The following is a 21,239-nucleotide window of genomic DNA, read 5'->3' on the forward strand; positions in this document are numbered from 1 at the left end:
AAAATAATAATGAAAAGAATCACGACATCGCTGCTGGCTCTGAGCCTGCTCACTGCATTGCCTGCCATCGCTGCTGAGACAACCGTTCCCGCTGCCATCGCCAACCACGAAGGTCCGGTGCGTATTGCGGTGATCCGCAACCTCGGTTCTGACGATAACACTACCCAGTTTGTTGCCGGTGCGATTCAGGAAGGGCGCAAGCTGGGCTTTAAAGTCAGCACCTTCCTCAGCAACGGTGACGATGCGCGTTTCCAGGACTTCGTTAATCAGGCTATCAGCCAGAAATATGACGGGATTATCCTGTCTCACGGCAAAGATCCTTACTCTACCGCGCTGGTAAAGCGCATTACCGATGCTGGTATCAAAGTCTCTGTGTTTGATACCCCGGTTAACCAGCCGATCGACGGCGTGACCGTGACAGCGCAGGACGATGCCTCCCTGGCGCAGCTCTCCCTCGACCAGCTGGTGAAAGATACCAACGGCAAAGCGAACATCGTCAAGCTGTGGGTGGCAGGCTTCCCGGCAATGGAACGTCGTCAGGTTGTTTATGAGAAAGTGCTGAAAGCGAACCCGGGTATTCATCAGCTGGAATCCATCGGCGCGGTGTCTTCCGATGTGCAGGGTGATACGGCCAACAAGATTGGTGCCATCCTGGCGAAGTACCCTAAGGGTAAGATTGACGCGATTTGGGGCTCATGGGATGCCTTTGCTCAGGGCGCGTATAAAGCCTTGCAGGAAAATGGCCGCACCGAGATCAAGCTGTATAGCATCGATGTGTCGAACCAGGATCTACAGCTGATGCATGAGAAGAACAGCCCATGGAAACAGACCGTGGCTGTCGACAGTAAGCTGATTGGTGCAACGAATATGCGCCTGGTAGCGAACAAGATTGGTGGTGAAACCACGCCAGCAACTTATCAGTTCACTGCATCAGCCATCTCTCAGCAACAGCTGGCTGCCCAGAGTGGCCCAGTTAATGTGGCCAACCTGAATAAAATTATCCCTGGTTGGGGCACATCAACCGATTTCGTGGCACCGTGGTTCGCCACCCTGGAAGCAAAATACGCGAAGAAGTAATGCTCTTCGCTGTTGAATAACATGAACGGCTTATCACCTGGAGGGGGTAAGCCGTTTTTTTATGCCTTTTTACTGCGCAATACAGACATACAGCGGTGTGCTGCTGTCTGAGACCAACAGGGCGTTATCACTGAACTGGGACAGCTTAAGGATGAACAAGTGGCTTTGCAGAATGGCATGAAAGAAAACATCTTCTGGCGCGGTATCAATATCTCTGACATGACTGCTCGCATAGTTCAGCTCCAGAATGTGGTTTTCCGGATGATAGAGGTAGTCCATTATTAGCGTTCTGCTGAGAGTAAAGTGCCCTTGTTCAGTGAGTAGCTGCCCTGAGAACTCTAATGCCAGCCGCTTGTTACCCAACGTGGTCAGGCTCATGGTCCCCTTCATCGCGACTGTGGAAGTGGGCCTGACAAGATCAAAACTCACGTTCCCTTTGCATGACATACTCAGTTGGGGTTTATCTAAATCAGTCCTTTCCCGGGATAAACTGATGAAGTAAATGATGATTAAAACAATGATCGCTCCGCTGGTTAAAATGATATTTCTCATGGTTTTTTTATAGTGGCTGAAAGGTAACTCTCACAGTCTGTGAGCCTGTTTTTTCTGTCCTGATAGCACTGAGAAAGGAAAATAGCGCTTTGTTCGTAATTTTTCTTTGGGAAGAAATTGCTAAAATTAAAGTAGATGATGCTTTTGTTTTTTTTACAGTCGAGTTGATTTTTATTAATTAACAGTTCTAATATTTTTAATTTTTCTACTCTGTTCTTATTTTTATCCACTGCCAGATCCAGCATCTGGCATGTTCCTATCTCGATGAAATCCGCTTTCCTTGAATTGAATGAATAACTCATTAAGATAAGAGAAGTAAAAAAAAGACTGATAACAAGCACCGATACTAAACACTTTTTTTTGATTTTAGGTTTAAGTTCGCACTCATTCGATGCAGGTAAAATAGGGGGCGTAATTTCATTTTTGTTTATGGTTTTTGTAACAGAGTTATCATCAGTATGGGGGGCGGCTTTGGTTAATATCACTTCAGCATCAAGACGAAACCCTTTCTTGGGTACGGTAATAATGATGTTTTCATTAAACCCAAACTGTGAGAATGTCTTTCTCAGCAAACTGATGTGATTGCTTAGATTGCTCCCTGATGGTCTCAGTCCATGTTCTTCCCATACTAACTGGAGCAAATCTTCACGTGTCATTGTGTTACCACAATGCGTAATAAGTTCAGTCAAAAGTCTTGAGCCAGGCTTAGAGAGTTGTATGGTTGAATTATCATTATCTATAAGTTTAAGCAATCCATTTGTCGAGTTAAAATGGATGGTCTGATTAATAAAGTAGTCCATTTTTATTTTTCAATTATATTCCATTGTCTACTATTCGATTATCTTAATCACAAGCAGGTATGTCAATGTCTACCCCGTAACCATATGTTGATGTTCTGCTAAGTTCGCGGGATTAATTTTCATCATTAACTCTTAATTAAGATTAATTGTTAAGGGCGATTTATTTAATGTCTTTCCCCTTAACGGGGTTTTTTGGTTTTTTGTTCTTTGATTTTGGTCTTTTATAGGTTTTAATTTTAATGTTAGTTAATAATTGATATTAAGTTTTGTTTGATGCGGTGGCGTATTATCATAGTTTCGTTGTGATTTTACAGGTTTTGGTTTTTTTAACATATTTGCTCGGCAGGATCCGGACATATCATAAGGAGCAATACTATGAGTGAATCAATGGCTAAAAACATTCAAAGAAGAGCATCAGTTGATAAAGTCATTACTGCATTACATGATTTCTTTGAAGAGAAAGATACCACCAGTTCGTCAGTCGTCTTTGCCAGTACACGAGATGTTGCTGACCGGTCAGAATTGAGCATTTATAATGCCAGGCACATTTTAATCAAACTGGAGAGGGAAGGTGTCATCATCTCAACCAGGAAGGAAAACAGTAAGAGTTTGTATTGGAATAAAACAGAGTCTTTTAAAGTGTAACGTTTTTTATTATGGCGTATCCACTGTATGGGATACGCTTTTTTTAATGAAAAATTTATTATCGTGTAATTTTTATCTTCTCATGATGTTATTGGTTCGATGTGGGTCATTAGTGTATTCCTGCAATCCTTAGGTCATATATCATAGTGGCATTTGGTGGGATTTTTGGTGGAAAACCTTTATCCTTATATGCCAGCTCTGGCGGTACAACGATAGTGATTGAACCGTGATTTCTTAATTTCTCTAATGCTTCACGGAAGACCGGTGGGAATTCAGATAACGGCTGACTTAACATGGTTCCGCTGGCATCCATATCGGTAACGACATTACCATTTGTCAGGCTTTCTCTCACCACGATATCAAGAGTGGCATTTTTTGGTATCGCGTCGTCACCCTCGTAATTGATATTATACCAAAATCCGGAAGGTGATTTTTTTGTTTTTTTATTTTTAGTGAAATTATTTAAGTACTTTTTGGTTGTTTCATCTAAATGAATTCCCCGCTTTTCCTGATCTTCTCGCTCCCGATTAGTGACTTCCGATAAGGTATTTCGCAATACATCAGTAGACAATTTTGTCTGCCCCTGGAAGGCATCAACAATTCCTGCCAGCACGAGATTTTTTTCTGTTGCCGTGCCCCAGTTGTTGTTGTCTGCCTGCATTTGCAATATTTCATCGCCAAGAGACATACCGATCGCGTAACCTTCACGAGCACTTTTTTTGTTCAGCTGTTCTGGTGTGATACCCAACAGACTACTGGCGGATTTCACATCGGACTTCTGTTTTTTTACCGTAGCCAGTTCGGCCAGTGCAGCGTCTAACTTAGCCTGAAGTTCCGGGAGCTTTTTATCGCTGTCCTGGTTATCCCCTTTTGGGGAGGTTCCTGTAGGTACGGCACCGGCAGTGACAACAGCAACCGCTGGCTGCTGTAATTGCACCAGGTCCATCTTCGTTTGTAGTGATTTCGCCAATAACTGACTCTCAGCTAACTGCGCTTGCAACCGATCTTTATCGCCTTGTAGCGCGGTTTTCAATTGCTTCGCCTCAGCAAGCTGTTGTTCCAACGCTTGCCTGGCGTCAAGCTGGCCTTCGGTCGAACTTTTCTGGGCAATCTGTTGCAGTAGCTGCTGCTTTTCCTTATCGAACGCCTGTTTTTCAGCTGTGTTCTCAGCCGCTAATTTCTGCTCTTTGGCTAAGATGTTGTCCCGTTCAGCGGTCATTTTCTCAATGTCCTGGCGGCTGGAAGAGAGGTGCGCTTCCAGTTCGGTGATCTTGGCGTTGTGCTGCTCAATCTGCTGCTGCAGTACCTGCTGTTGCTTCACGCTGGCAGTGAGTTGGCCTTCGGCCGTGCTGCCGTGGGCAATCTGCCCCAGAAGCTGCTGCTTTTCCTTGTCGAACACCTGTTTTTCAGCCGCTAATTTCTGCTCTTTAGCCTTGATATCATCGCGTTCAGCGGTAATTTTCTCAATGCTCTGGCGGCTGGAAGAGAGGTGCGCTTCCAGTTCGGTGATCTTGGCATTGTGCTGTTCAATCTGCTGTTTTAATGCCCCTTCATGTGCGCTGACGAGGCGATCTTTGCCATCATTCAGCGTTTTAAGCTGGCTGCGCAGGGTGGCTTCAGCCCGCTGAACTTCTTTAAGTTGTTCTTCTGCCTGCGCTAATTTTGTCACCAGCGAGTTATGCGTTGGATGGAGGCTGGAAACCTGGCGTAAATTCTTCACCAGATCCAGCATCGCCTCCTTATCGGCAGGAACTAAATGGGGGGCTTTATTGACCGCAACCGGAGTGGAGGCTGATTTTTTAAGCGCAATAATCTGCTGCTCAAGCGCGTTGATTGCTCCATTTTTTTGAGCAATTTTTCGGGTTTTCTCTTTGAGATCTCGTCGTAAGGCCGTCAGTTGGCCGCTCTCTACGGAAGTATGATTTTTCTTAGGTTTGATCGTTTTTCCTGGTTCCCTGGACGCAGATGGAGGCTCAGGCAATCTGGGCGGTTGCGGCTGTTGTTGCAGATAGGAGGTCGCAAAGTTTAAAACAGCAGGAGCTTCGTGCTCTGCAGCGTGCAGTTTACTTATACCCAGGCATGCCACCACCAGGGCGGTGGCACCTGACAAAGCATAGGGAACAGTATATTTACCGATCATGGACGTGCTTCACCTTTGCTGGTTAGGCTATCCATCAGAGTTTGTGCAATGCGGGCACAAAGCTGATTTGCGCGATAGTGATAAAGTGAGTCCACGGTATCCTGGGTATTCTCATCAACGCTTTTGCGCAGACCAGTGTATTGAGCCGCACTACTCATCAGGCTGTCGAATGAGCTTTGCATTCTATTATATTCTGACGGATTGACGACTTTCAGTGCCTGAAGCTGAGACTGGCACTTTTTCAGGTTTTCATTTTGTTTAATGTATTTTGCAGTGTGCGCGGACTGTGCAGATGCAGCACGCATTTTCTGCGATGTTGCCTGGCAGCCAGATAGGGAGAAAATAAACAGCACAGCGAACATGTTGATAATGAATTTCAATGAACTATTACTTGTTGCCATCATAAAAATAACTCTGATTGAATAACTTTACGGATGGTGATTTATCCCGATATTTTATCGGGAAATCGCATTGCTGCGTTGTATCACATCCTGCCAAAATTAATGAAATTGGTCGCCAGTACGAATGGATTCACACCAGCCTTCCTGAATTAACCAATAGTTCAGTTCAGCAGGGCGAATCATATTGAGTTTGCACATAATATTTCGTTTATGAGCACTGACGGTTTTCTCGCTGATATGGAGGAAACGTGCCACTCCACCATTACTGATGCCGCGTGCCAGATAGCGGAGGATCTCGGTTTCACGTCTTGTCAGATTATTATCTGCACGGCTAACAACGGAACACGGTTGCACAAGGGCGCTACGCACACAATTGAGCTGCTCCAGCTGTTCATGAATCACCGATAACATGCTCTCCACTGGCTGGTTGCGATAGAGGGTTGTGTAGTGGCTAATGTTGTGCATTTTCCCCTCTGAAAGATCGTCACCACTCTCGCTATTTTTGATAATAAATACGCAAAGCGGACGCATCGACATACGGCGATTTAAATAATGTATGTTGGCGACGGAAAGTGATTCTTCCGCCAGGAAGAACATTTTCGCTCGGCTGTTAAACGCAGAGTCGGTAAAATCAGTATGAATACCACGGCTGGAGAAATTTTCAGAAAGACAATTCGTTAATCCCCCCACATAGAAGAGATTGGGGTCGTGTATGACAATCGTGATGTGATTATTTCGCATGATTGATACCTGAAGTTATCCTTAACCGGAGACGTCATATCAACGTCCTACAAACGTCTCTCCGTACATTCTTAATAATACGCCTGTGGCATATTGTATTGAATAAATTGTGTCAGCGGTATCAAGTTTCGTTAAAATTTATTATTGCGATATTTAATTCTGTTATCTGTTTTAATTCGAGCCTATGACTCGCAAGAGTAAATTAATTGGTTTTTTTCGACATTTAATATCGGTGTGATATCAATATCGGAGAGGGGGAGACCAGTGGGGTAATATCGGAGTGTAAAAAAAACAGGATGCGGGGACCCTGTTTTTCATCAATGAAATCGGTTTAAAAGGCAGTTTTTGCGAAGCCAGTCATCTCTTTCAGACCCATTTCACGGCCCAGTGCAGTGGTTGGATGTACCACAACAATGCCGCGCACGCTTTTCTTCAGTGCGCCCATGTTTGCCTGCTCTTTTTTAGTGATTGGGCGGCTAAACGGAAGCTTCTGTAACTCCTGAGCTTCTTTGCTCAGATTTTCGGCACGCACGCCGCGCAGACGCTCGATTTCTGCTTCTAATTTGTCTTTTTCTTTCAACAGTTCGCCGAGTTTCTCGCTGTCGCCAGACGCGAGCAGAACGGGTTCTTTATGATTGAGCGCATCCAGCTTGTCGCTGAGACCTTTGATTTCTGACTTGACTTGTTCTTTCATGACGATTGACCATTAAATTGATTCATTGCTGCAAAGGATACACGAAAGCGGAGCAAAGAGGGAAAAGGGCGGATTACTTTTTGAAAGCTTGCTTCAGACTGATTCGCGAAATCAGCGTGGTCAATGACAGTACCATCGTGGAGCGCACCACCTGCTGATAGCGTTGTTGCAGCATGGCACGCAGTTCCGCATCGTCGCTGGCGAAATCAGGACGTGGCGGCAGAGCAGTGACGCAGTGAAGCTCACCAAACGGCCCGAGAATTTCGTCATCAGTGAAACGATATTCGCTACCGTCATAATTCAGCTCTTCGCGCAATGCCATGAGCAGTTCGCAGTCTTCGTATTCGCTACGGTTAATCATGCCAAGGCCGTAGATCAGCTTCAGGCGCACCGACAGTTCACCCAGCGGGCCATCGCCCAGCAGTAGAGGCTCCACGGCGTATTTGACGGCATAATCATCCTTACGGAACACCTGCATCACCAGGATGTTCACCGCTTCTGCCAGCAGTTCAACAGCGGCGATAAGAAAGCTTCTTACCGATCGTCCGGCATTCAGGCGTTCGAGCACCCGATTTTCAAAAGCCTGAGGTTGTTCCATGAGTGCCTGCATATCATTCATATAGCCTAATAACACCTGCGCGGGCACAGCAGAAGTGCTGTGCCCTGGTTGTTCGTCCGTGAGGAGCGCTTGCGTCGACATTATGCCATAGCGTTCCAGGCCTTCACTACCGCCTTAACCACATCGCTGTCGATATCCAGACCTGAAATCTGTGCCAGCGTCGTAGCGACGTCCTGGCTTGCCAGCAGTGCAGTCAGTTCCTGCGCCTGCGGATCCTGCTCGCTGCGGTAATGCAGCGCGGCGGCAATCCCGGTGACCAGGTTGTCATGCGGCAGCTGGTACTCCAGTGTGCCCAGCGTTGGCTTGATCAGACGGTCGCCTGCGCTCAATTTACGCAGCGGCTGGCGACCCACGCGCTCAACGTCATCTTTCAGGTACGGGTTTTCGAAACGACCGAGGATTTTCTGGATGTAGGCCGCGTGTTTGACCGCGTCAAAATCATAACGCTTGATCAGCACCGCGCCGCTCTCTTCCATCGCGCCCTTTACTACGGCACGCACTTTCTCATCGAGAATGGCTTCGCGAATGGTTTGATGACCCGCAAGCTGACCCAGATAGGCGGTAATGGCGTGGCCGGTGTTGAGGGTGAACAGCTTACGCTCAACGAATGCCATCAGATTGTAGGTCAGCTCCATGCCAGGGATGGCAGGCAGCTCGCCTTTGAACTGCGTTTGGTCGACGATCCACTCGCTGAAGGTTTCTACCGTGACTTCCAGCGGGTCGCTGCTGCCGGCTTCAGAAGGTGGCACAATACGGTCAACGGCGGAGTCGACGAAGCCAACATGTTCTTCGACCCAGGCGTGATACTGCTCAGGCAGTGCTTTCAGCACGTGGCCTTTCAGCTGTGTGGTGCCACGCACCATATTTTCGCAGGCAATAATGTTCAGCGGACGGACATTAGCGCTATCACTGCGTTTGGCCAGTCCTTTGGCAATGCTACCGGCAATGCGTTCAAGGATCTGTGGACCAACCGCCGTGGTAACGATATCAACCTCTGCCACCAGTGCAATGATGTCATCACTGGTACTGTTAACGGCGTTCACGCCTTTGACAATCTCAACCTGTGCCTGCTCACCCACCACATGCACCGGGTACTCACCGCGTGCGTTCAGGGCATCAAGCACCACCTGATTGACGTCTGCGAAAGTGAGCTGAATGCCAGCATCAGCCAGCAGTTTTCCGATAAAGCCACGGCCGATATTTCCGGCGCCAAAATGTAATGCTTTCATAATTATTCCCGTATCAAAGATGTAAAGCCTGGACATGCCCAAACCAAAAAAGGGCCGGGCATGCCCAGCCCTACACAGAGGTGTGATGATGAAACCGGCTTACGCGCTGGTTTTACCGGACAGGAGGTCGAGAACTTCCTGCACACTGGTTGTGGTCGCCAGACGGGCGATCACGCTGTCATCATCCAGCGCATTGGTCAGGCTGGTAATGACCTGAATGTGCTCGTTATTACGTGCAGCAATACCAATGACCAGACGCGCGATATCATCCGGTTCTTCGCCGAAGTGAACCCCTGCCGGGTACTGGCAGAATACTACGCCCGTTTTCAGTACGCGGTCTTTTGCCTCCACGGTGCCGTGTGGCACAGCGATGGATTCACCGAGGTAAGTTGGCGTCAGCTTTTCACGCTCCAGCATTGCGGCAACATATTCCGGCTCAACGTAGCCTCCTTTCACCAGTTGCTCACCGGCAAAGCGAATGGCCTGCTCTTTATTGTCCGCATGATTACCGAGGAACACGTTGCTGGCGCTCAGTTTGAACAGGTGTTCCTGGCCTTCGTCAAAGCTGTCGCTCAGAGCGCTGCTCACTTTTTCACGGTGATCGGCGCTGCGTCCGGCTTCCACCAGGCGCGCTGTCAGGTCGTTATACAGCCCACTGTCGAGGAAGTTGGTCAGCGAGATGTGCTGGGCATGAGGCGCCTGGCGCATGGCACGTTCGGTCAGATCGCGGTGAGTAATCACCAAATCGACATCGCCCGGCAGGCTGTTAATGGCGGTGTTGGTCACGGAGATCAGCGTCAGCCCGGCATCGTTCACCTTCTTACGCAGTACACCGGCACCCATGGCGCTCGACCCCATACCCGCATCGCAGGCAACGATGATTTTACGCACGTGGCTCAGGTCGCTGTGCAAGCCATCAACACCAGCGGCAGACGAAGCAGACTGACCTTTAGACTGTGCTTTCATTTCCTGAACGCGTCGTGATGCTGCTTCGATGTCGTCATCTTCTTTCACTTTGCTGGTTTTCAGCAGAATGGCAGAGACCACGAAGGAGACGGCAAAAGCGGCCACAATCGCTGCGATGTTAGCGAAGTAAGCCCCTTTTGGCGTCATTGCCAGCACCGCAAGGATAGAACCCGGTGAAGCCGGAGATACCAGACCACCGTTCAGCAGGGTCAGAGTGAACACGCCGGTCATACCACCGAGGATCACCGCCAGAATCAGGCGCGGGTTCATCAGCACATACGGGAAGTAGATTTCGTGAATACCACCGAGGAAGTGGATGATTGCAGCGCCACCGGCAGACTGCCTGGCATTACCACGGCCGAAGAACATATAGGCCATCAGTACGCCCATACCTGGGCCTGGGTTCGCTTCGATCAGGAAGAAGATCGACTTACCGGCTTCGCTAGCCTGCTGGATACCCAGTGGCGAGAAGATACCGTGGTTAATGGCGTTATTCAGGAACAGGATTTTTGCCGGTTCCACGAAGATAGAGGTCAGTGGCAGCAGGTTATTCTGCACCATCAGATTCACGCCTGCGGCGAGAATATGGGACAGACCTTCAACCAGTGGACCAATCGCCAGGAATGCAAGGATAGCCAACAGCATGCCGATGATACCGGCAGAGAAGTTGTTAACCAGCATTTCAAAGCCGCTTTTGATTTTACCATCAACCTGGCGGTCGAAGGTTTTAATCGCCCAGCCGCCCAGAGGACCCACAATCATTGCGCCGAGGAACATTGGCATGTCGGCACCAACAATCACGCCCATTGTGGTGATAGCACCCACCACACCGCCGCGATCGCCGCCGACCAGACGACCACCGGTAAAACCGATCAGCAGTGGCAGCAGGTAAGTAATCATTGGGCCAACCAGCTTCGCCAGCGTTTCGTTTGGCAGCCATCCGGTTGGAATAAACAGCGCGGTGATAATACCCCAGGCGATAAACGCCCCGATGTTTGGCATTACCATATTACTCAGAAAGCGACCAAAGTTCTGAACCTTGATCTTGATATCTGATGAGGACATAAAAAACACCCCTTATTGGTACGCGCCGCCAAATAAGAGAGCGCGTTGAATTATTGTTTTAGACCTGGCAGTGGGAAGCCGTCAGTATCACTGTATGCAGGCGGACTCTATCACGCGAATATGACGTTGCGTAGTGGCGTGGCGAAGCGTGATCCGGGTCACGAAATCGCGGGGGGATCTGAGATTTTTTAGTGTTTTGAGTCACAAAAAGTAAAATAATATGGAAAAAAACGCCCAGGAAAGGTTTTTTTGTGTGACGTAGATCACTAGTTAGTGGTTTTATATGATTTTAAAAATGTGATCAATGTCACTAAAAATAACACCTTAGCAATAGCGGTTCATCGGCGGGTAGCAGGCCAGATATCAAAAAGGAAAGTGCTATATAGAATAGTGTCCTATTAAAAAATATAAAAAAATGGACAAAATGCACCTATTTTCCAGATGAATTTTACTAATACAATAGCTGCACCCAGACAGCTGGGAAATTGAATTTATTATATTTTAAATGGAGTTAAAAAATGAAAATGCGCGAACTGTCTGTATCTGAAGTTAATCAAGTTTCTGGTGCTAGTGCTCGTCTGGATTGGACTCGCCCTGACTGCCTGGATATTATCAATGCTGGCTTCGATAAACTTCAGAAAGCCGCTGCCCTTCTGGATAATACTCGCGACTGGCGTTACGTCGCAGCAACACATGATGCGTTAAAAAATGATTTATCAGATTTCGTTGTTTTCATTGGCGGTGGCGGTCAAGCAACCTTAGCAAGTTGGGCGAAAATGTACGCCTAAGCACCACCCAATGTAGAAAATGGTTAAAAAGGGGGCTTCTTATGTTGCCCCCTCCCGCCCCTGCGCTTAGTTAGCGCCCGTCTCCAGCATCCGCTGTGCCTGGCTTAACGCCTGTGCATTAGCACTCAGATTACTCATCAACGTATTGTACTGATTGGCCTGAGGCTGAGTCGGGAACTGAATCGCTGAACCGTTGAAGCTTACGTTCGCGCCCTGCTGTTGCAGGAAGTCACCGGTCTGTACCGCATCCTGGCTCAATGTTTGTAATGCCGGCAATAGTGGTGCCAGCGCTGCAGCAGGTTGAGTGACCACTTTATTAAACACATTGTCATACACTGTTTTTAAATCTTCCGACTGTTTCAGTGCCGCCTTGCTGCTGTCGGCCTGCATCTTCGCCGACTGAATCTGCTGAGTCAGTACGCCAAGAGAACCACTCACCTGGCGCAATGCATCACGGCGTGTCAGATAATCCTGCGGAGTGTGGATGGCAGACAGCTCATCGAGCACCGGTTTCAAACCGGAATCCACTGCACGATTCACCTGCTGAGAAAAACCATAAAGAATCGCGTAATCGCTGACGAAGGGACCAAACTTTTGCTTCTGGTCTTCACTCAGGCTGGGCAGATGTTCACCGCTGCGCATGACAGTGTTTTGCAGGAAATCGATAAACGCTTTACGCTGATCGGCTTCGTTATCGCCACAGCCGGTGAGTTGTAACACCATAAACAGCGCCATAACGGGTACCAGCAGACGCGTCAAGATGCGTGATGATCCTGTCATCATAAGAAATTAACTCCTGTTAACAAATACTTATCGGTTTTATTCAAACAACAAATGTTGCGTAAAGAATAGTCGAAATCACTTTTGATGGATAGCGATGTCTGTGTAACTTATTTTTGCGTCGCATTTGTGAGGCAGGTCGCCACGCAAGATGGAAAAATAAACAAAAAATATGATCCCGATCTCGCAAAATGATCTCATACTTAAGATTCTGGCGTTTTCCCTGTGCTGCCCCAAAAAGCGTCCCAGCGGCTGATGTATGCCAGCATTGAGAACCTGGATTTAAGGTTCTTTCCCTCTGGTTGTTCACGTTTTGTGAGTTTTCGAGGAGTGCTTATGGAGACTAAAGATCCAATGTCTGAACTGCTTTCCAGTCTGGAGCAGATTGTTATGACTCGCCCTGTGATGCATGCTATGCCCGCTCTGAAGAGTGATGTGGCGCCGCCCGAGCCACAGCGAGTTCGGGAAATTACCGGCATGCAGATTGATGAATTTGCTCAGGCGTTAGGCGTTAGTGTTTCTTCAGTGAAAAACTGGGAAGCCAAAAAAACCAAACCGTCAGGCAGCGCGCAAAAATTAATGCAGTTGATTCACTCGAATCCGTGTCTCAGCAGACAACTGCTGGACTGACCGAAAAAACCCGCCATCAGGCGGGTTCTTGTTTTTCAGGGTAATGATTATTTCCCGGCCTTCATATCAATCACAAAGCGGTACTTCACATCCCCTTTCAGCATCCGTTCAAATGCCTGCTCAACCTCATCCAGACGGATCACTTCCACGTCGGACACAATATTGTGCTGACCGCAGAAATCCAGCATCTCCTGCGTCTCTTTGATGCTGCCGATAGACGTCCCGGAAATGCTCAGACGTTTAAATACGATCGGCGTGACGTCCGGTGATTTATGCGGTGAGTCAGGAATACCAACCAGCACCAGATGACCGTTGGTTTTTAACGCGCTGAGATACGGATCGAGATCGTGTGGGGCCGCCACGCAGTCGAGGATCATATCCAGACTGTTTTTCACGCTGGACATCTGATCAGCGTCTTTTGATACCACCACCTGGCTGGCACCCAGGCGCAGGGCATCTGCCCCTTTGGCTGGCGAGGTGGTGAATAACACCACTTCCGCGCCCAGTGCGGCCGCCAGTTTCACGGCCATATGACCGAGGCCGCCCAGGCCAATGACGCCTACGCGCTGACCCGGTTGAATGTTCCAGTGCTTCAGCGGTGACCAGGTGGTGACGCCTGCGCACAGCAGTGGGGCCACGGCGCTGAGTTCCAGATTTTCCGGCACCGCCACCACAAACTTGCTGTCGACTACGATGCTGTCGGAGTAACCCCCAAAGGTCTTCCCGCCGATCACTTTCTCGTCGCTGTTGTAGGTGGCAGTGAAGCCCTCTTCGCAGTACTGCTCTTCGCCATCATGGCACTGTGCGCAGTGACCGCAGGAGTCGACCATCACGCCAACGCCGACCAGATCCCCGGCTTGAAAGGCGCTGACCGCGCTTCCCGTGCTGACGACACGCCCGACGATTTCGTGGCCTGGCACCAGCGGAAACTGGCTGACGCCCCATTCGTTACGCGCCATATGCAGGTCGGAATGGCAGACACCACAGTAGTGGATATCGATGTGGATATCGTCAGCCTGTAGCTCACGGCGGGTAAATTCGAAGGGTTCCAGCGGGGTGTTTGCTGCTTTGGCAGCGAATCCATAGGATTGCATGATGTCTCAACCTGGTTGGCGAAAACCGCACAGGGTAAGGAAATGGGGGGATGAGGGCAAGGTGGAATTGTAAATCGGGATGTCGACGAGCGGAAAATACGACGGGTGTACATCATCGGCACGGGGCGACCGGAAAAAATGGTCGCCCCCTACGGTTCGGGGCAACCTGGATTCTGTAGGGGCGGACCTTCTGTTTCGGTCCGCCCGTCCAGCATCTGTCACTGCAGCAGAGAAATATCCGCTACCTGCAGGAACAGCTCGCGCAGTTTCGCCAGCAGCGTCAGACGGTTGATACGCACTTCTTTCTCTTCGGCATTCACCATCACCTTGTCAAAGAAGTTATCAACCGCTTCACGCAGCTGTGCCAGCTCGATCAGCGCATCCTGGTAGCGACCTTCAGCGAAGAACGGCTGCAGTTTACTGCTCAGGGCCGACACGTAGGTCGCCAGCTTGATCTCTTCGTTCTCTTTCAGCAGTGACGCCTGCACGCTGTCGTTCAGTGGTTCGGTCGCTTTGGCGAGAATGTTGGAGACGCGCTTGTTGGCTGCTGCCAGGCTTGCCGCCTGATCCAGCGTACGGAAGTGAGACACCGCCTTCATACGCGCATCGAAGTCGGCCGGACGCGTTGGACGACGTGCCAGTACCGCCTGAATGGTATCGACGCTGTGACCCTCTTCCTGGTACCAGGTACGGAAGCGGCCGAGCATAAAGTCGATTACTTCATCAACAGCCTTCGCGTTAGACAGCTTGCTGCCATACAGGCGCACGGCTTCTTCGGTCAGGGTTTGCAGGTCGAGCGGCAGGTTCTTCTCAACGATAATACGCAGTACGCCCAGCGCAGCACGGCGCAGAGCAAACGGATCTTTATCGCCTTTCGGATGCTGACCAATACCGAAGATACCCGCCAGGGTATCCATCTTGTCAGCAATCGCCAGCGCACAGGCAACCGGGTTGGACGGCAGCTGATCGCCAGCAAAGCGCGGCTGATACTGCTCGTTCAGCGCCACGGCCACGTCTTCGGCTTCGCCGTCATGACGCGCGTAGTGCATCCCCATCACGCCCTGGGTGTCGGTGAACTCAAACACCATATTGGTCATCAGGTCGCACTTGGACAGCAGCCCTGCACGGGTCGCGTGATTCACATCCGCACCGATCTGCGCAGCAATCCAGCCCGCCAGCGCCTGAATGCGGTCGGTCTTATCACGCAGCGATCCCAGCTCTTTCTGGAACAGCACGGTTTCCAGACGCGGCAGGTTATCTTCCAGACGACGTTTACGGTCGCTGTTAAAGAAGAACTCGGCGTCAGCAAGGCGTGGACGCACCACTTTCTCGTTACCGGAGATAATCTGCTGCGGATCTTTCGATTCGATATTGGTCACGAAGATAAAGTTCGGTAGCAGGTTGCCTGCTTTGTCGTACACCGGGAAGTATTTCTGATCGCCCTTCATGGTGTAGACCAGCGCTTCAGCCGGTACCGCGAGGAACTTCTCTTCGAACTTTGCCGTCAGCACCACAGGCCACTCGACCAGGGAGGTGACTTCTTCCAGCAGGCTGTCGCTCAGATCGGCAATACCGCCAATTTTCGCCGCAGCGGCTTCAGCATCGGCCTTGATGGTGGCTTTACGCACGGCGTAATCCGCCTGCACCTTGCCGCGCTCCAGCAGGATCTGCGGATACTGGTCAGCGTTGTCGATGGTGAACTCAGGCTCGCCCATAAAGCGGTGACCGCGAATGATACGGGCAGAGTCGATACCCAGAATTTTTGCCGGGATCAGTTCATCACCCAGCAGCAGCGTCACGGTGTGTACCGGGCGCACGAACTGCACCTCGGACGCGCCCCAGCGCATCAGTTTCGGAATAGGCAGCTTTGCCAGGGACGAAGCGATCATCGCAGGCAGCAGGGCCTGAGCGCTTTCGCCTGTCACCTGTGCGCGATACAGCAGCCATTCACCTTTATCGGTGCTCAGACGCTCGGCCTGGTCAACGGTGATGCCACAGCCACGTGCCCAGCCTTCAGCGGCTTTGCTTGGCACGCCGTTAGCATCAAAGGCGGCCTGAATGGCCGGGCCACGTTTTTCCACTTCACGATCTGGCTGTGCAGCGGCGAGATTAGCCACTTTCAGTGCCAGGCGGCGCGGCGCGGCAAACCAGCTGACTTCGCCGTGGGCCAGGCCTGCGGCGTCCAGTTCCGCGGTGACGTTGGCGGCAAAGGATTCCGCCAGGCTGCGCAGTGCTTTTGGTGGCAGTTCTTCGGTGCCGATCTCCACCAGGAAGGTTTTTTCAGTCATGGCTGCCTCTTATTTCTTGTTATTGCACATCGGGAAGCCCAGTGCCTCGCGGGAGGCATAGTAGGCTTCAGCCACGGCTTTCGTCAGGGTGCGGATGCGCAGAATATAGCGCTGGCGCTCGGTGACGGAGATCGCTTTACGCGCATCCAGCAGGTTAAAGCTGTGTGCGGCTTTCAGAATACGTTCGTAGGCAGGCAGCGGCAGTGGATTTTCCAGGGCCAGCAGGCTTTGCGCTTCTTTCTCGTACTGCTCGAAGCAGGTAAACAGGAAGTCGACGTCAGCGTATTCGAAGTTATAAGTGGACTGCTCCACTTCGTTCTGATGGAACACGTCGCCGTAGGTGGTTTTGCCCAACGGACCGTCGCTCCAGACCAGATCGTAAACGCTGTCCACGCCCTGGATGTACATTGCCAGGCGCTCAAGGCCGTAGGTGATCTCACCGGTAACCGGTTTGCACTCCATGCCGCCGACCTGCTGGAAGTAAGTGAACTGCGTCACTTCCATGCCGTTCAGCCACACTTCCCAGCCCAGTCCCCAGGCACCCAGCGTTGGGTTTTCCCAGTTATCTTCCACGAAGCGGATGTCGTGGATAGTCGGGTCCATGCCCAGCTCTTTCAGCGAGCCGAGGTACAGCTCCTGAATATTGTCCGGTGAAGGTTTGATGATCACCTGGAACTGGTAGTAGTGCTGCAGGCGGTTCGGGTTCTCACCGTAACGGCCATCGGTCGGGCGACGTGAAGGCTGCACATAGGCAACCGCCGTCGGCTCCGGACCCAGCGCACGCAGGCAGGTCATTGGATGAGAAGTACCAGCGCCCACTTCCATATCCAGAGGTTGGATGATGGTGCAGCCCTGGCGTGCCCAGTAATCCTGTAAGGTCAGGATCAGCCCCTGAAAGGTCTTGGTATCAAACTTTTGCATTTGGATTCGCACGCGATACGAGTGGTTATAAAAAGTGGGCGTCAGTATACCCTTTGACCGTACCTATTACCAAAATGCCGTGAGGGGGGATACGGGAATTTTTGTCGCTCCCGCCACATAATCCCTTCATCCTGGTCCTATTTTTCCCTCTCCGGTTGTTGAAGCACGGCGACCCGGCTACCCTCTGTGTCGCATTGATGCAGATTTTTCCGGGAAATGAGGACGAAATGTCGCAAAAGATTGGATGGATAGAGAATTTACGCGCAGTTGCCTGCCTGATGGTGATTATGATCCACACCACCACCTGGTATGTGACCACCGGAATGTCGGTGGGTGAGCACAGCTGGGATCTCTCCAACCTGCTCAATTCGGCCTCACGCGTCTGCGTGCCGATCTTCTTTATGATTTCCGGTTACCTGTTCTTTGGCGAACGCAGCGCCCAGGGGCGGCATTTCCTGCGTATTGTGCTGTGCCTGCTGTTCTACAGCAGTGTGGCGCTGCTCTATATCACGCTGCTGACACCGATAAATGAAGTGCTGTCGATCCGGCATCTGCTGCAAAAACCGGTGTTCTATCACCTGTGGTTCTTCTTCGCGATTATCGTGATTTATCTGCTGTCGCCGCTGATCCAGGTGAAGCCGGTGCGGGCGCGTTATCTGGCGGCGGTAACGCTGGTACTGGCCCTGCTGGCGAACCCCAATACCGTTGACAGCTCCATTGCCCGCTTCCACTGGCTGCCGATCAATCTGTATATCAACGGCGACACTATCTATTACCTGTTGTATGCGGTCTTTGGCCGGGCGATTGGCATGATGGAGACGCAGAAACGTGGCGTATCCTGGCTGGCGGGCGGCGTCTTTCTTGCCTGCGTGGTGATGATTGCCTTTGGCACCAAACGTCAGTTTGCCATCAACGGCGCGTTTGCCGACACCTGGTATCTCTACTGCGGCCCGGCGGTGTTTATTGCCGCCGTCAGCCTGCTGGTGCTGTTTAAAAACACCCTGAACGACCACGTGAACCCGTTCTTTGCGCTGATCTCCCGCTGTTCACTGCCGATCTACGGCTTCCATGCGCTGTTTATCCACTTTATGCGCACCCACAACCTGGATAACACCGACCATCCGCTGATCGACATCCCGCTGATTTTCGGCATTACCCTGGCGGGCAGTTTGCTGCTGGCGCTGGGGTTGCAGAAGCTGGATAAACGCCACCTGGTTAGCTGACTTCTTTCTCCTGCGCCGGAGCGGTTTTCATTGGACGCAAGCGGCGGATGCGTGGATTCAGGATCACCCCTGGCATGCGAACCAGCCTGCGGCGGTTAGGGTTCGGCAGCGGGCGCTCGTGCCACAGTTTGAGCATAATCACCGTCAGCGCCAGCAGCGAAGTAATGCCGTTGGCGGCCATCACCGGCACATCGTTCATACGGTGGCCGTACCATGTCCAGCAGGACACACCAAAGAACAGCGCAGCCCACATCCCCAATGACAGACCGCTGGTATCCTTATTTTTCACGATATGCAGCACCTGCAGGCAGAACGAGCCGGTGGTTACCCAGGCGGCCAGCGTGCCCAGCCAGACCGGCCACGGCGACAAAAAGTAAATCGACAGCAGGGCCAGCGCCACGGTAGCGGCAACAATTAACAGGTTCTTCATAATGACGTGCCTCGTATTTTGTTAAGCCGGGATCGCCTCTCAAAGTAGCTAAATCGGTTTAGCTTTTCGGGCGAAAAAAGGCGAATGTTACGAGTAACACTAGCACATGACGTCGACGAACTGAAATCGGCTGGGGTGGGCGGAATAAAAAGTGACGGGCTTTTGCGTAGATTTTTAACGATTTATGTTCCATAACTATGCCCATTATTTATGCAAAGGAAATCTTATGCAGGAACATAAAAGGGATGAGACTGAGCCTGGTGATGATGCGCTGACAGCGCGACAACGCTGGTGTGTTGAAAACAAAGCCGGTCTGGACGCACTCAATAAGTATATTGAGCAGAACGGCCTTTTCACGGATGAAGATGCTTTCAACGTGTTGTAAATGCGGCAGATTTTATTCCTGCCAGCGCTGTAATGCCCGGCGCAGCTGGCGCGATGAGGAGAACCCGGCCGACAATGCGGCGCGTTCATTGCCTTCACCCTGCTGTAAACGCTGCTGGGCAATGGTCAGCCGCAGCTGTTCGTGATAGTCACGCACGCTGATGCCCAGATGCTGACGGAACAGACGCGTGAGATGACGCGCACTGACGTGAACCTTCGCGGCGATCTCCTCCAGCGGCCACTCCTGCTCCGGTTGCAGGGTCAGCAGATCCTGTGCGCGATGGATCGCCGGGTGGATATGGTTGCGATAGCGCAGCCAGGGCGACAGCTGCGGATCTTCCCCCGAACGCCGGAAATAGACCACCATTTCACGCGCCACATCCATCGCCGTCTGCGACCCGCACAGGCGGTTAATCAGATGCAGTGACAGATCGATACCGGCAGTAATGCCTGCACTGGTCCAGATACCGCGATCTTCAACGAAAATGCGGTTTTCTTTCACGATCGCCCCCGGTTCTGCCACTTTCAGCCGTTCAATCACCTCGTGGTGCGTTGTACACTGCACGCCGTTCATCAGCCCGGCTTTCGCCGCCAGCAGCGATCCTGAGCAGACGCAGACTAAGGTCACCTCGCGGGCATGAATGGCGGGCTGAATGCGCATCAGCCAGTGACGGGCGGCCACCGCCTGCGGGGTATCGAACCACACTTTCGAGTCGCTAACGCCAGGGATCACCAGCAGGCTCCCGGCGGGCAACGCCTCCGGCAGCGGTTCAATGCGGCTGATATACATTTCTGTGGAGGTGAGCACGCTCTCATCCGGGCCGATATAGCGCAGTGAAAACGCGTCTCCTGCCAGCTTCAGCGTTTCCGCCGGACCGGTCAGGTCCAGCGTCATCACTCCGGGCAGGGTTAAAAACCACACCGGGGTTGTCATGTTATGCACGCTCCTGCAGGAGGCCCTCAACGGTGCGGATATCGGCAAAGCGATTGATCAGCACGCTTTCGGTACGGTGGCGTAAATCGGCAATGCTCAGGGTAATCCCATCATGGGTGATTGGGAAGGTCAGCGTCGCTTCCGTTACATAGGTCACGTGGTAGCCGAAGTCCGATGCCACGCGGGCGGTGGTTTCACAGCACTGCTCAGAGCGCAGGCCGGTGATAATCACGTGCTTCACGTCGTTCTGTTCCAGCCACTGTTGCAGGCCGGACTCCGTCAGGGCGTTATGCACCTTTTTCTGGAAGCTCGCTACCGGCTGATGCGCCAGGAACGGCAGACGCTCCACCAGACCGGACTCCAGCGCAAAAGCGCCTTCGCTTTCAACATGGAACACATCCACAACCGGGATCCCTTTAGCCTGGCAGCCCGCGACCAGCGTGCTTAACGCTTTTTCGAATGCCGGAGTTTCCGGGGCTTCATTGTAGCCACGCTCATAGAAGGATTGCTGCGCATCAATCACTAACAGTACGGTATCGGTCATTTCTGGACTCCTGCTGAATGGGATTAACGCTATGATGGACGTGATACGGCCAGGAAAGAAGACCAAAAACGGACAGCTTGCTGTCGATGGCGGACATCAGTGAAATAACGATAAAAACCGGAGTTTATTTGTGGTTATTGGCGATGCTATACACAGTGCCTCTACAGTAAGGGAAGATCGTCGTCTCCGGTGAGGCGGCTGGACTTCAAATCCAGTTGGGGCTGTAAGTACACCGCTTTTAGTTCCAGGCACTTTTTGAGATTTCCGGTTTCTCAGCCATCAGCCGGTATTCTT

General features: G+C 51.3%; 22 protein-coding genes. 6 read left to right on the forward strand and 16 right to left on the reverse strand.

Annotated features, from left to right (window positions below; genetic code table 11):
• The first annotated feature begins 9 nt into the window (after positions 1 to 9).
• Complete coding sequence (locus ACFL9S_RS20840) at positions 10 to 1,077, forward strand: sugar ABC transporter substrate-binding protein (RefSeq protein WP_405263758.1); 1,068 nt, start codon at positions 10 to 12, stop codon at positions 1,075 to 1,077.
• A 69-nt stretch (positions 1,078 to 1,146) separates the two neighbouring features.
• Here ACFL9S_RS20840 and ACFL9S_RS20845 read toward each other — a convergent pair whose 3' ends face one another.
• Both ACFL9S_RS20845 and ACFL9S_RS20850 read right to left on the reverse strand, forming a co-directional pair.
• Positions 1,147 to 1,455 (reverse strand): hypothetical protein, encoded by a 309-nt coding sequence (locus ACFL9S_RS20845; protein WP_405263759.1) that lies wholly within the window; start codon positions 1,453 to 1,455, stop codon positions 1,147 to 1,149.
• A gap of 170 nt (positions 1,456 to 1,625) precedes the next feature.
• On the reverse strand, positions 1,626 to 2,429 hold the full coding sequence (locus tag ACFL9S_RS20850) for a transcriptional regulator (RefSeq protein WP_405263760.1): 804 nt from the start codon (positions 2,427 to 2,429) through the stop codon (positions 1,626 to 1,628).
• Positions 2,430 to 2,804: 375 nt separating this feature from the next.
• Between ACFL9S_RS20850 and ACFL9S_RS20855 the strand changes: the two genes are divergently transcribed.
• Positions 2,805 to 3,074, forward strand: a complete 270-nt coding sequence (locus ACFL9S_RS20855; RefSeq protein ID WP_405263761.1) for a FaeA/PapI family transcriptional regulator — start codon at positions 2,805 to 2,807, stop codon at positions 3,072 to 3,074.
• A 109-nt stretch (positions 3,075 to 3,183) separates the two neighbouring features.
• On the opposite strand, the gene ACFL9S_RS20860 is transcribed toward ACFL9S_RS20855, so the two are convergent.
• The 7 genes from ACFL9S_RS20860 to ACFL9S_RS20890 all read right to left on the reverse strand — a co-directional run bounded on the left by ACFL9S_RS20860 (position 3,184) and on the right by ACFL9S_RS20890 (position 10,929).
• Entirely contained in the window at positions 3,184 to 5,214 is a 2,031-nt protein-coding gene (locus ACFL9S_RS20860; RefSeq protein WP_405263762.1) for an FKBP-type peptidyl-prolyl cis-trans isomerase N-terminal domain-containing protein, read from the reverse strand.
• Complete coding sequence (locus tag ACFL9S_RS20865) at positions 5,211 to 5,618, reverse strand: hypothetical protein (protein WP_405263763.1); 408 nt, start codon at positions 5,616 to 5,618, stop codon at positions 5,211 to 5,213. Before ACFL9S_RS20865 ends, ACFL9S_RS20860 begins: the two co-directional genes overlap by 4 nt.
• Before the next feature lie 96 nt (positions 5,619 to 5,714).
• Positions 5,715 to 6,356 (reverse strand): response regulator transcription factor, encoded by a 642-nt coding sequence (locus ACFL9S_RS20870; RefSeq protein WP_405263764.1) that lies wholly within the window; start codon positions 6,354 to 6,356, stop codon positions 5,715 to 5,717.
• 331 nt (positions 6,357 to 6,687) lie between these two features.
• Positions 6,688 to 7,050 (reverse strand): YibL family ribosome-associated protein, encoded by a 363-nt coding sequence (locus tag ACFL9S_RS20875; RefSeq protein WP_405263765.1) that lies wholly within the window; start codon positions 7,048 to 7,050, stop codon positions 6,688 to 6,690.
• A 73-nt stretch (positions 7,051 to 7,123) separates the two neighbouring features.
• Entirely contained in the window at positions 7,124 to 7,669 is a 546-nt protein-coding gene (gene mtlR / locus ACFL9S_RS20880; RefSeq protein ID WP_405263782.1) for a mannitol operon repressor MtlR, read from the reverse strand.
• An 80-nt stretch (positions 7,670 to 7,749) separates the two neighbouring features.
• A complete protein-coding gene (gene mtlD / locus ACFL9S_RS20885) occupies positions 7,750 to 8,898 on the reverse strand; it encodes a mannitol-1-phosphate 5-dehydrogenase (RefSeq protein ID WP_405263766.1) in 1,149 nt (382 codons plus the stop codon).
• A 99-nt stretch (positions 8,899 to 8,997) separates the two neighbouring features.
• Positions 8,998 to 10,929 (reverse strand): PTS mannitol transporter subunit IICBA, encoded by a 1,932-nt coding sequence (locus tag ACFL9S_RS20890; RefSeq protein ID WP_405263767.1) that lies wholly within the window; start codon positions 10,927 to 10,929, stop codon positions 8,998 to 9,000.
• 518 nt (positions 10,930 to 11,447) lie between these two features.
• Between ACFL9S_RS20890 and ACFL9S_RS20895 the strand changes: the two genes are divergently transcribed.
• Positions 11,448 to 11,717, forward strand: a complete 270-nt coding sequence (locus ACFL9S_RS20895) for a hypothetical protein (protein WP_405263768.1) — start codon at positions 11,448 to 11,450, stop codon at positions 11,715 to 11,717.
• Positions 11,718 to 11,783: 66 nt separating this feature from the next.
• On the opposite strand, the gene ACFL9S_RS20900 is transcribed toward ACFL9S_RS20895, so the two are convergent.
• On the reverse strand, positions 11,784 to 12,500 hold the full coding sequence (locus ACFL9S_RS20900; protein WP_405263769.1) for a DUF3053 domain-containing protein: 717 nt from the start codon (positions 12,498 to 12,500) through the stop codon (positions 11,784 to 11,786).
• Positions 12,501 to 12,833: 333 nt separating this feature from the next.
• Between ACFL9S_RS20900 and ACFL9S_RS20905 the strand changes: the two genes are divergently transcribed.
• Complete coding sequence (locus tag ACFL9S_RS20905; protein ID WP_405263783.1) at positions 12,834 to 13,127, forward strand: HTH-type transcriptional regulator; 294 nt, start codon at positions 12,834 to 12,836, stop codon at positions 13,125 to 13,127.
• A gap of 47 nt (positions 13,128 to 13,174) precedes the next feature.
• Here the strand turns inward: ACFL9S_RS20905 and ACFL9S_RS20910 are convergent, their stop codons facing one another.
• The 3 genes from ACFL9S_RS20910 to glyQ form a co-directional block, all read right to left on the reverse strand.
• Positions 13,175 to 14,221 (reverse strand): NAD(P)-dependent alcohol dehydrogenase, encoded by a 1,047-nt coding sequence (locus ACFL9S_RS20910; RefSeq protein ID WP_405263770.1) that lies wholly within the window; start codon positions 14,219 to 14,221, stop codon positions 13,175 to 13,177.
• Between the two features lie 218 nt (positions 14,222 to 14,439).
• Entirely contained in the window at positions 14,440 to 16,509 is a 2,070-nt protein-coding gene (glyS, locus tag ACFL9S_RS20915; RefSeq protein WP_405263771.1) for a glycine--tRNA ligase subunit beta, read from the reverse strand.
• A gap of 9 nt (positions 16,510 to 16,518) precedes the next feature.
• Entirely contained in the window at positions 16,519 to 17,430 is a 912-nt protein-coding gene (gene glyQ / locus ACFL9S_RS20920; protein ID WP_405263773.1) for a glycine--tRNA ligase subunit alpha, read from the reverse strand.
• 227 nt (positions 17,431 to 17,657) lie between these two features.
• Between glyQ and ACFL9S_RS20925 the strand changes: the two genes are divergently transcribed.
• On the forward strand, positions 17,658 to 18,653 hold the full coding sequence (locus ACFL9S_RS20925) for an acyltransferase (protein ID WP_405263774.1): 996 nt from the start codon (positions 17,658 to 17,660) through the stop codon (positions 18,651 to 18,653).
• Here ACFL9S_RS20925 and ACFL9S_RS20930 read toward each other — a convergent pair.
• A complete protein-coding gene (locus ACFL9S_RS20930; RefSeq protein ID WP_405263775.1) occupies positions 18,646 to 19,083 on the reverse strand; it encodes a SemiSWEET family sugar transporter in 438 nt (145 codons plus the stop codon). The two genes, ACFL9S_RS20925 and ACFL9S_RS20930, sit on opposite strands and share 8 nt — an antisense overlap.
• Before the next feature lie 226 nt (positions 19,084 to 19,309).
• Between ACFL9S_RS20930 and ACFL9S_RS20935 the strand changes: the two genes are divergently transcribed.
• Positions 19,310 to 19,468 carry a type II toxin-antitoxin system CcdA family antitoxin gene (locus ACFL9S_RS20935; protein WP_405263776.1) on the forward strand — a complete coding sequence of 53 codons (159 nt, stop codon included), beginning with the start codon at positions 19,310 to 19,312 and terminating at the stop codon, positions 19,466 to 19,468.
• A gap of 12 nt (positions 19,469 to 19,480) precedes the next feature.
• Here the strand turns inward: ACFL9S_RS20935 and ACFL9S_RS20940 are convergent, their stop codons facing one another.
• Positions 19,481 to 20,401, reverse strand: a complete 921-nt coding sequence (locus tag ACFL9S_RS20940) for a GlxA family transcriptional regulator (RefSeq protein ID WP_405263777.1) — start codon at positions 20,399 to 20,401, stop codon at positions 19,481 to 19,483.
• Position 20,402: 1 nt separating this feature from the next.
• Positions 20,403 to 20,945: an isochorismatase family protein gene (locus ACFL9S_RS20945; protein ID WP_405263778.1), complete on the reverse strand. Its 543-nt coding sequence runs from the start codon at positions 20,943 to 20,945 to the stop codon at positions 20,403 to 20,405.
• Between the last annotated feature and the right edge of the window lie 294 nt (positions 20,946 to 21,239).

Origin of the sequence: Erwinia sp. AnSW2-5 (genome assembly GCF_045107195.1) — a bacterium.
Classification (GTDB): Bacteria; Pseudomonadota; Gammaproteobacteria; order Enterobacterales; family Enterobacteriaceae; genus Erwinia.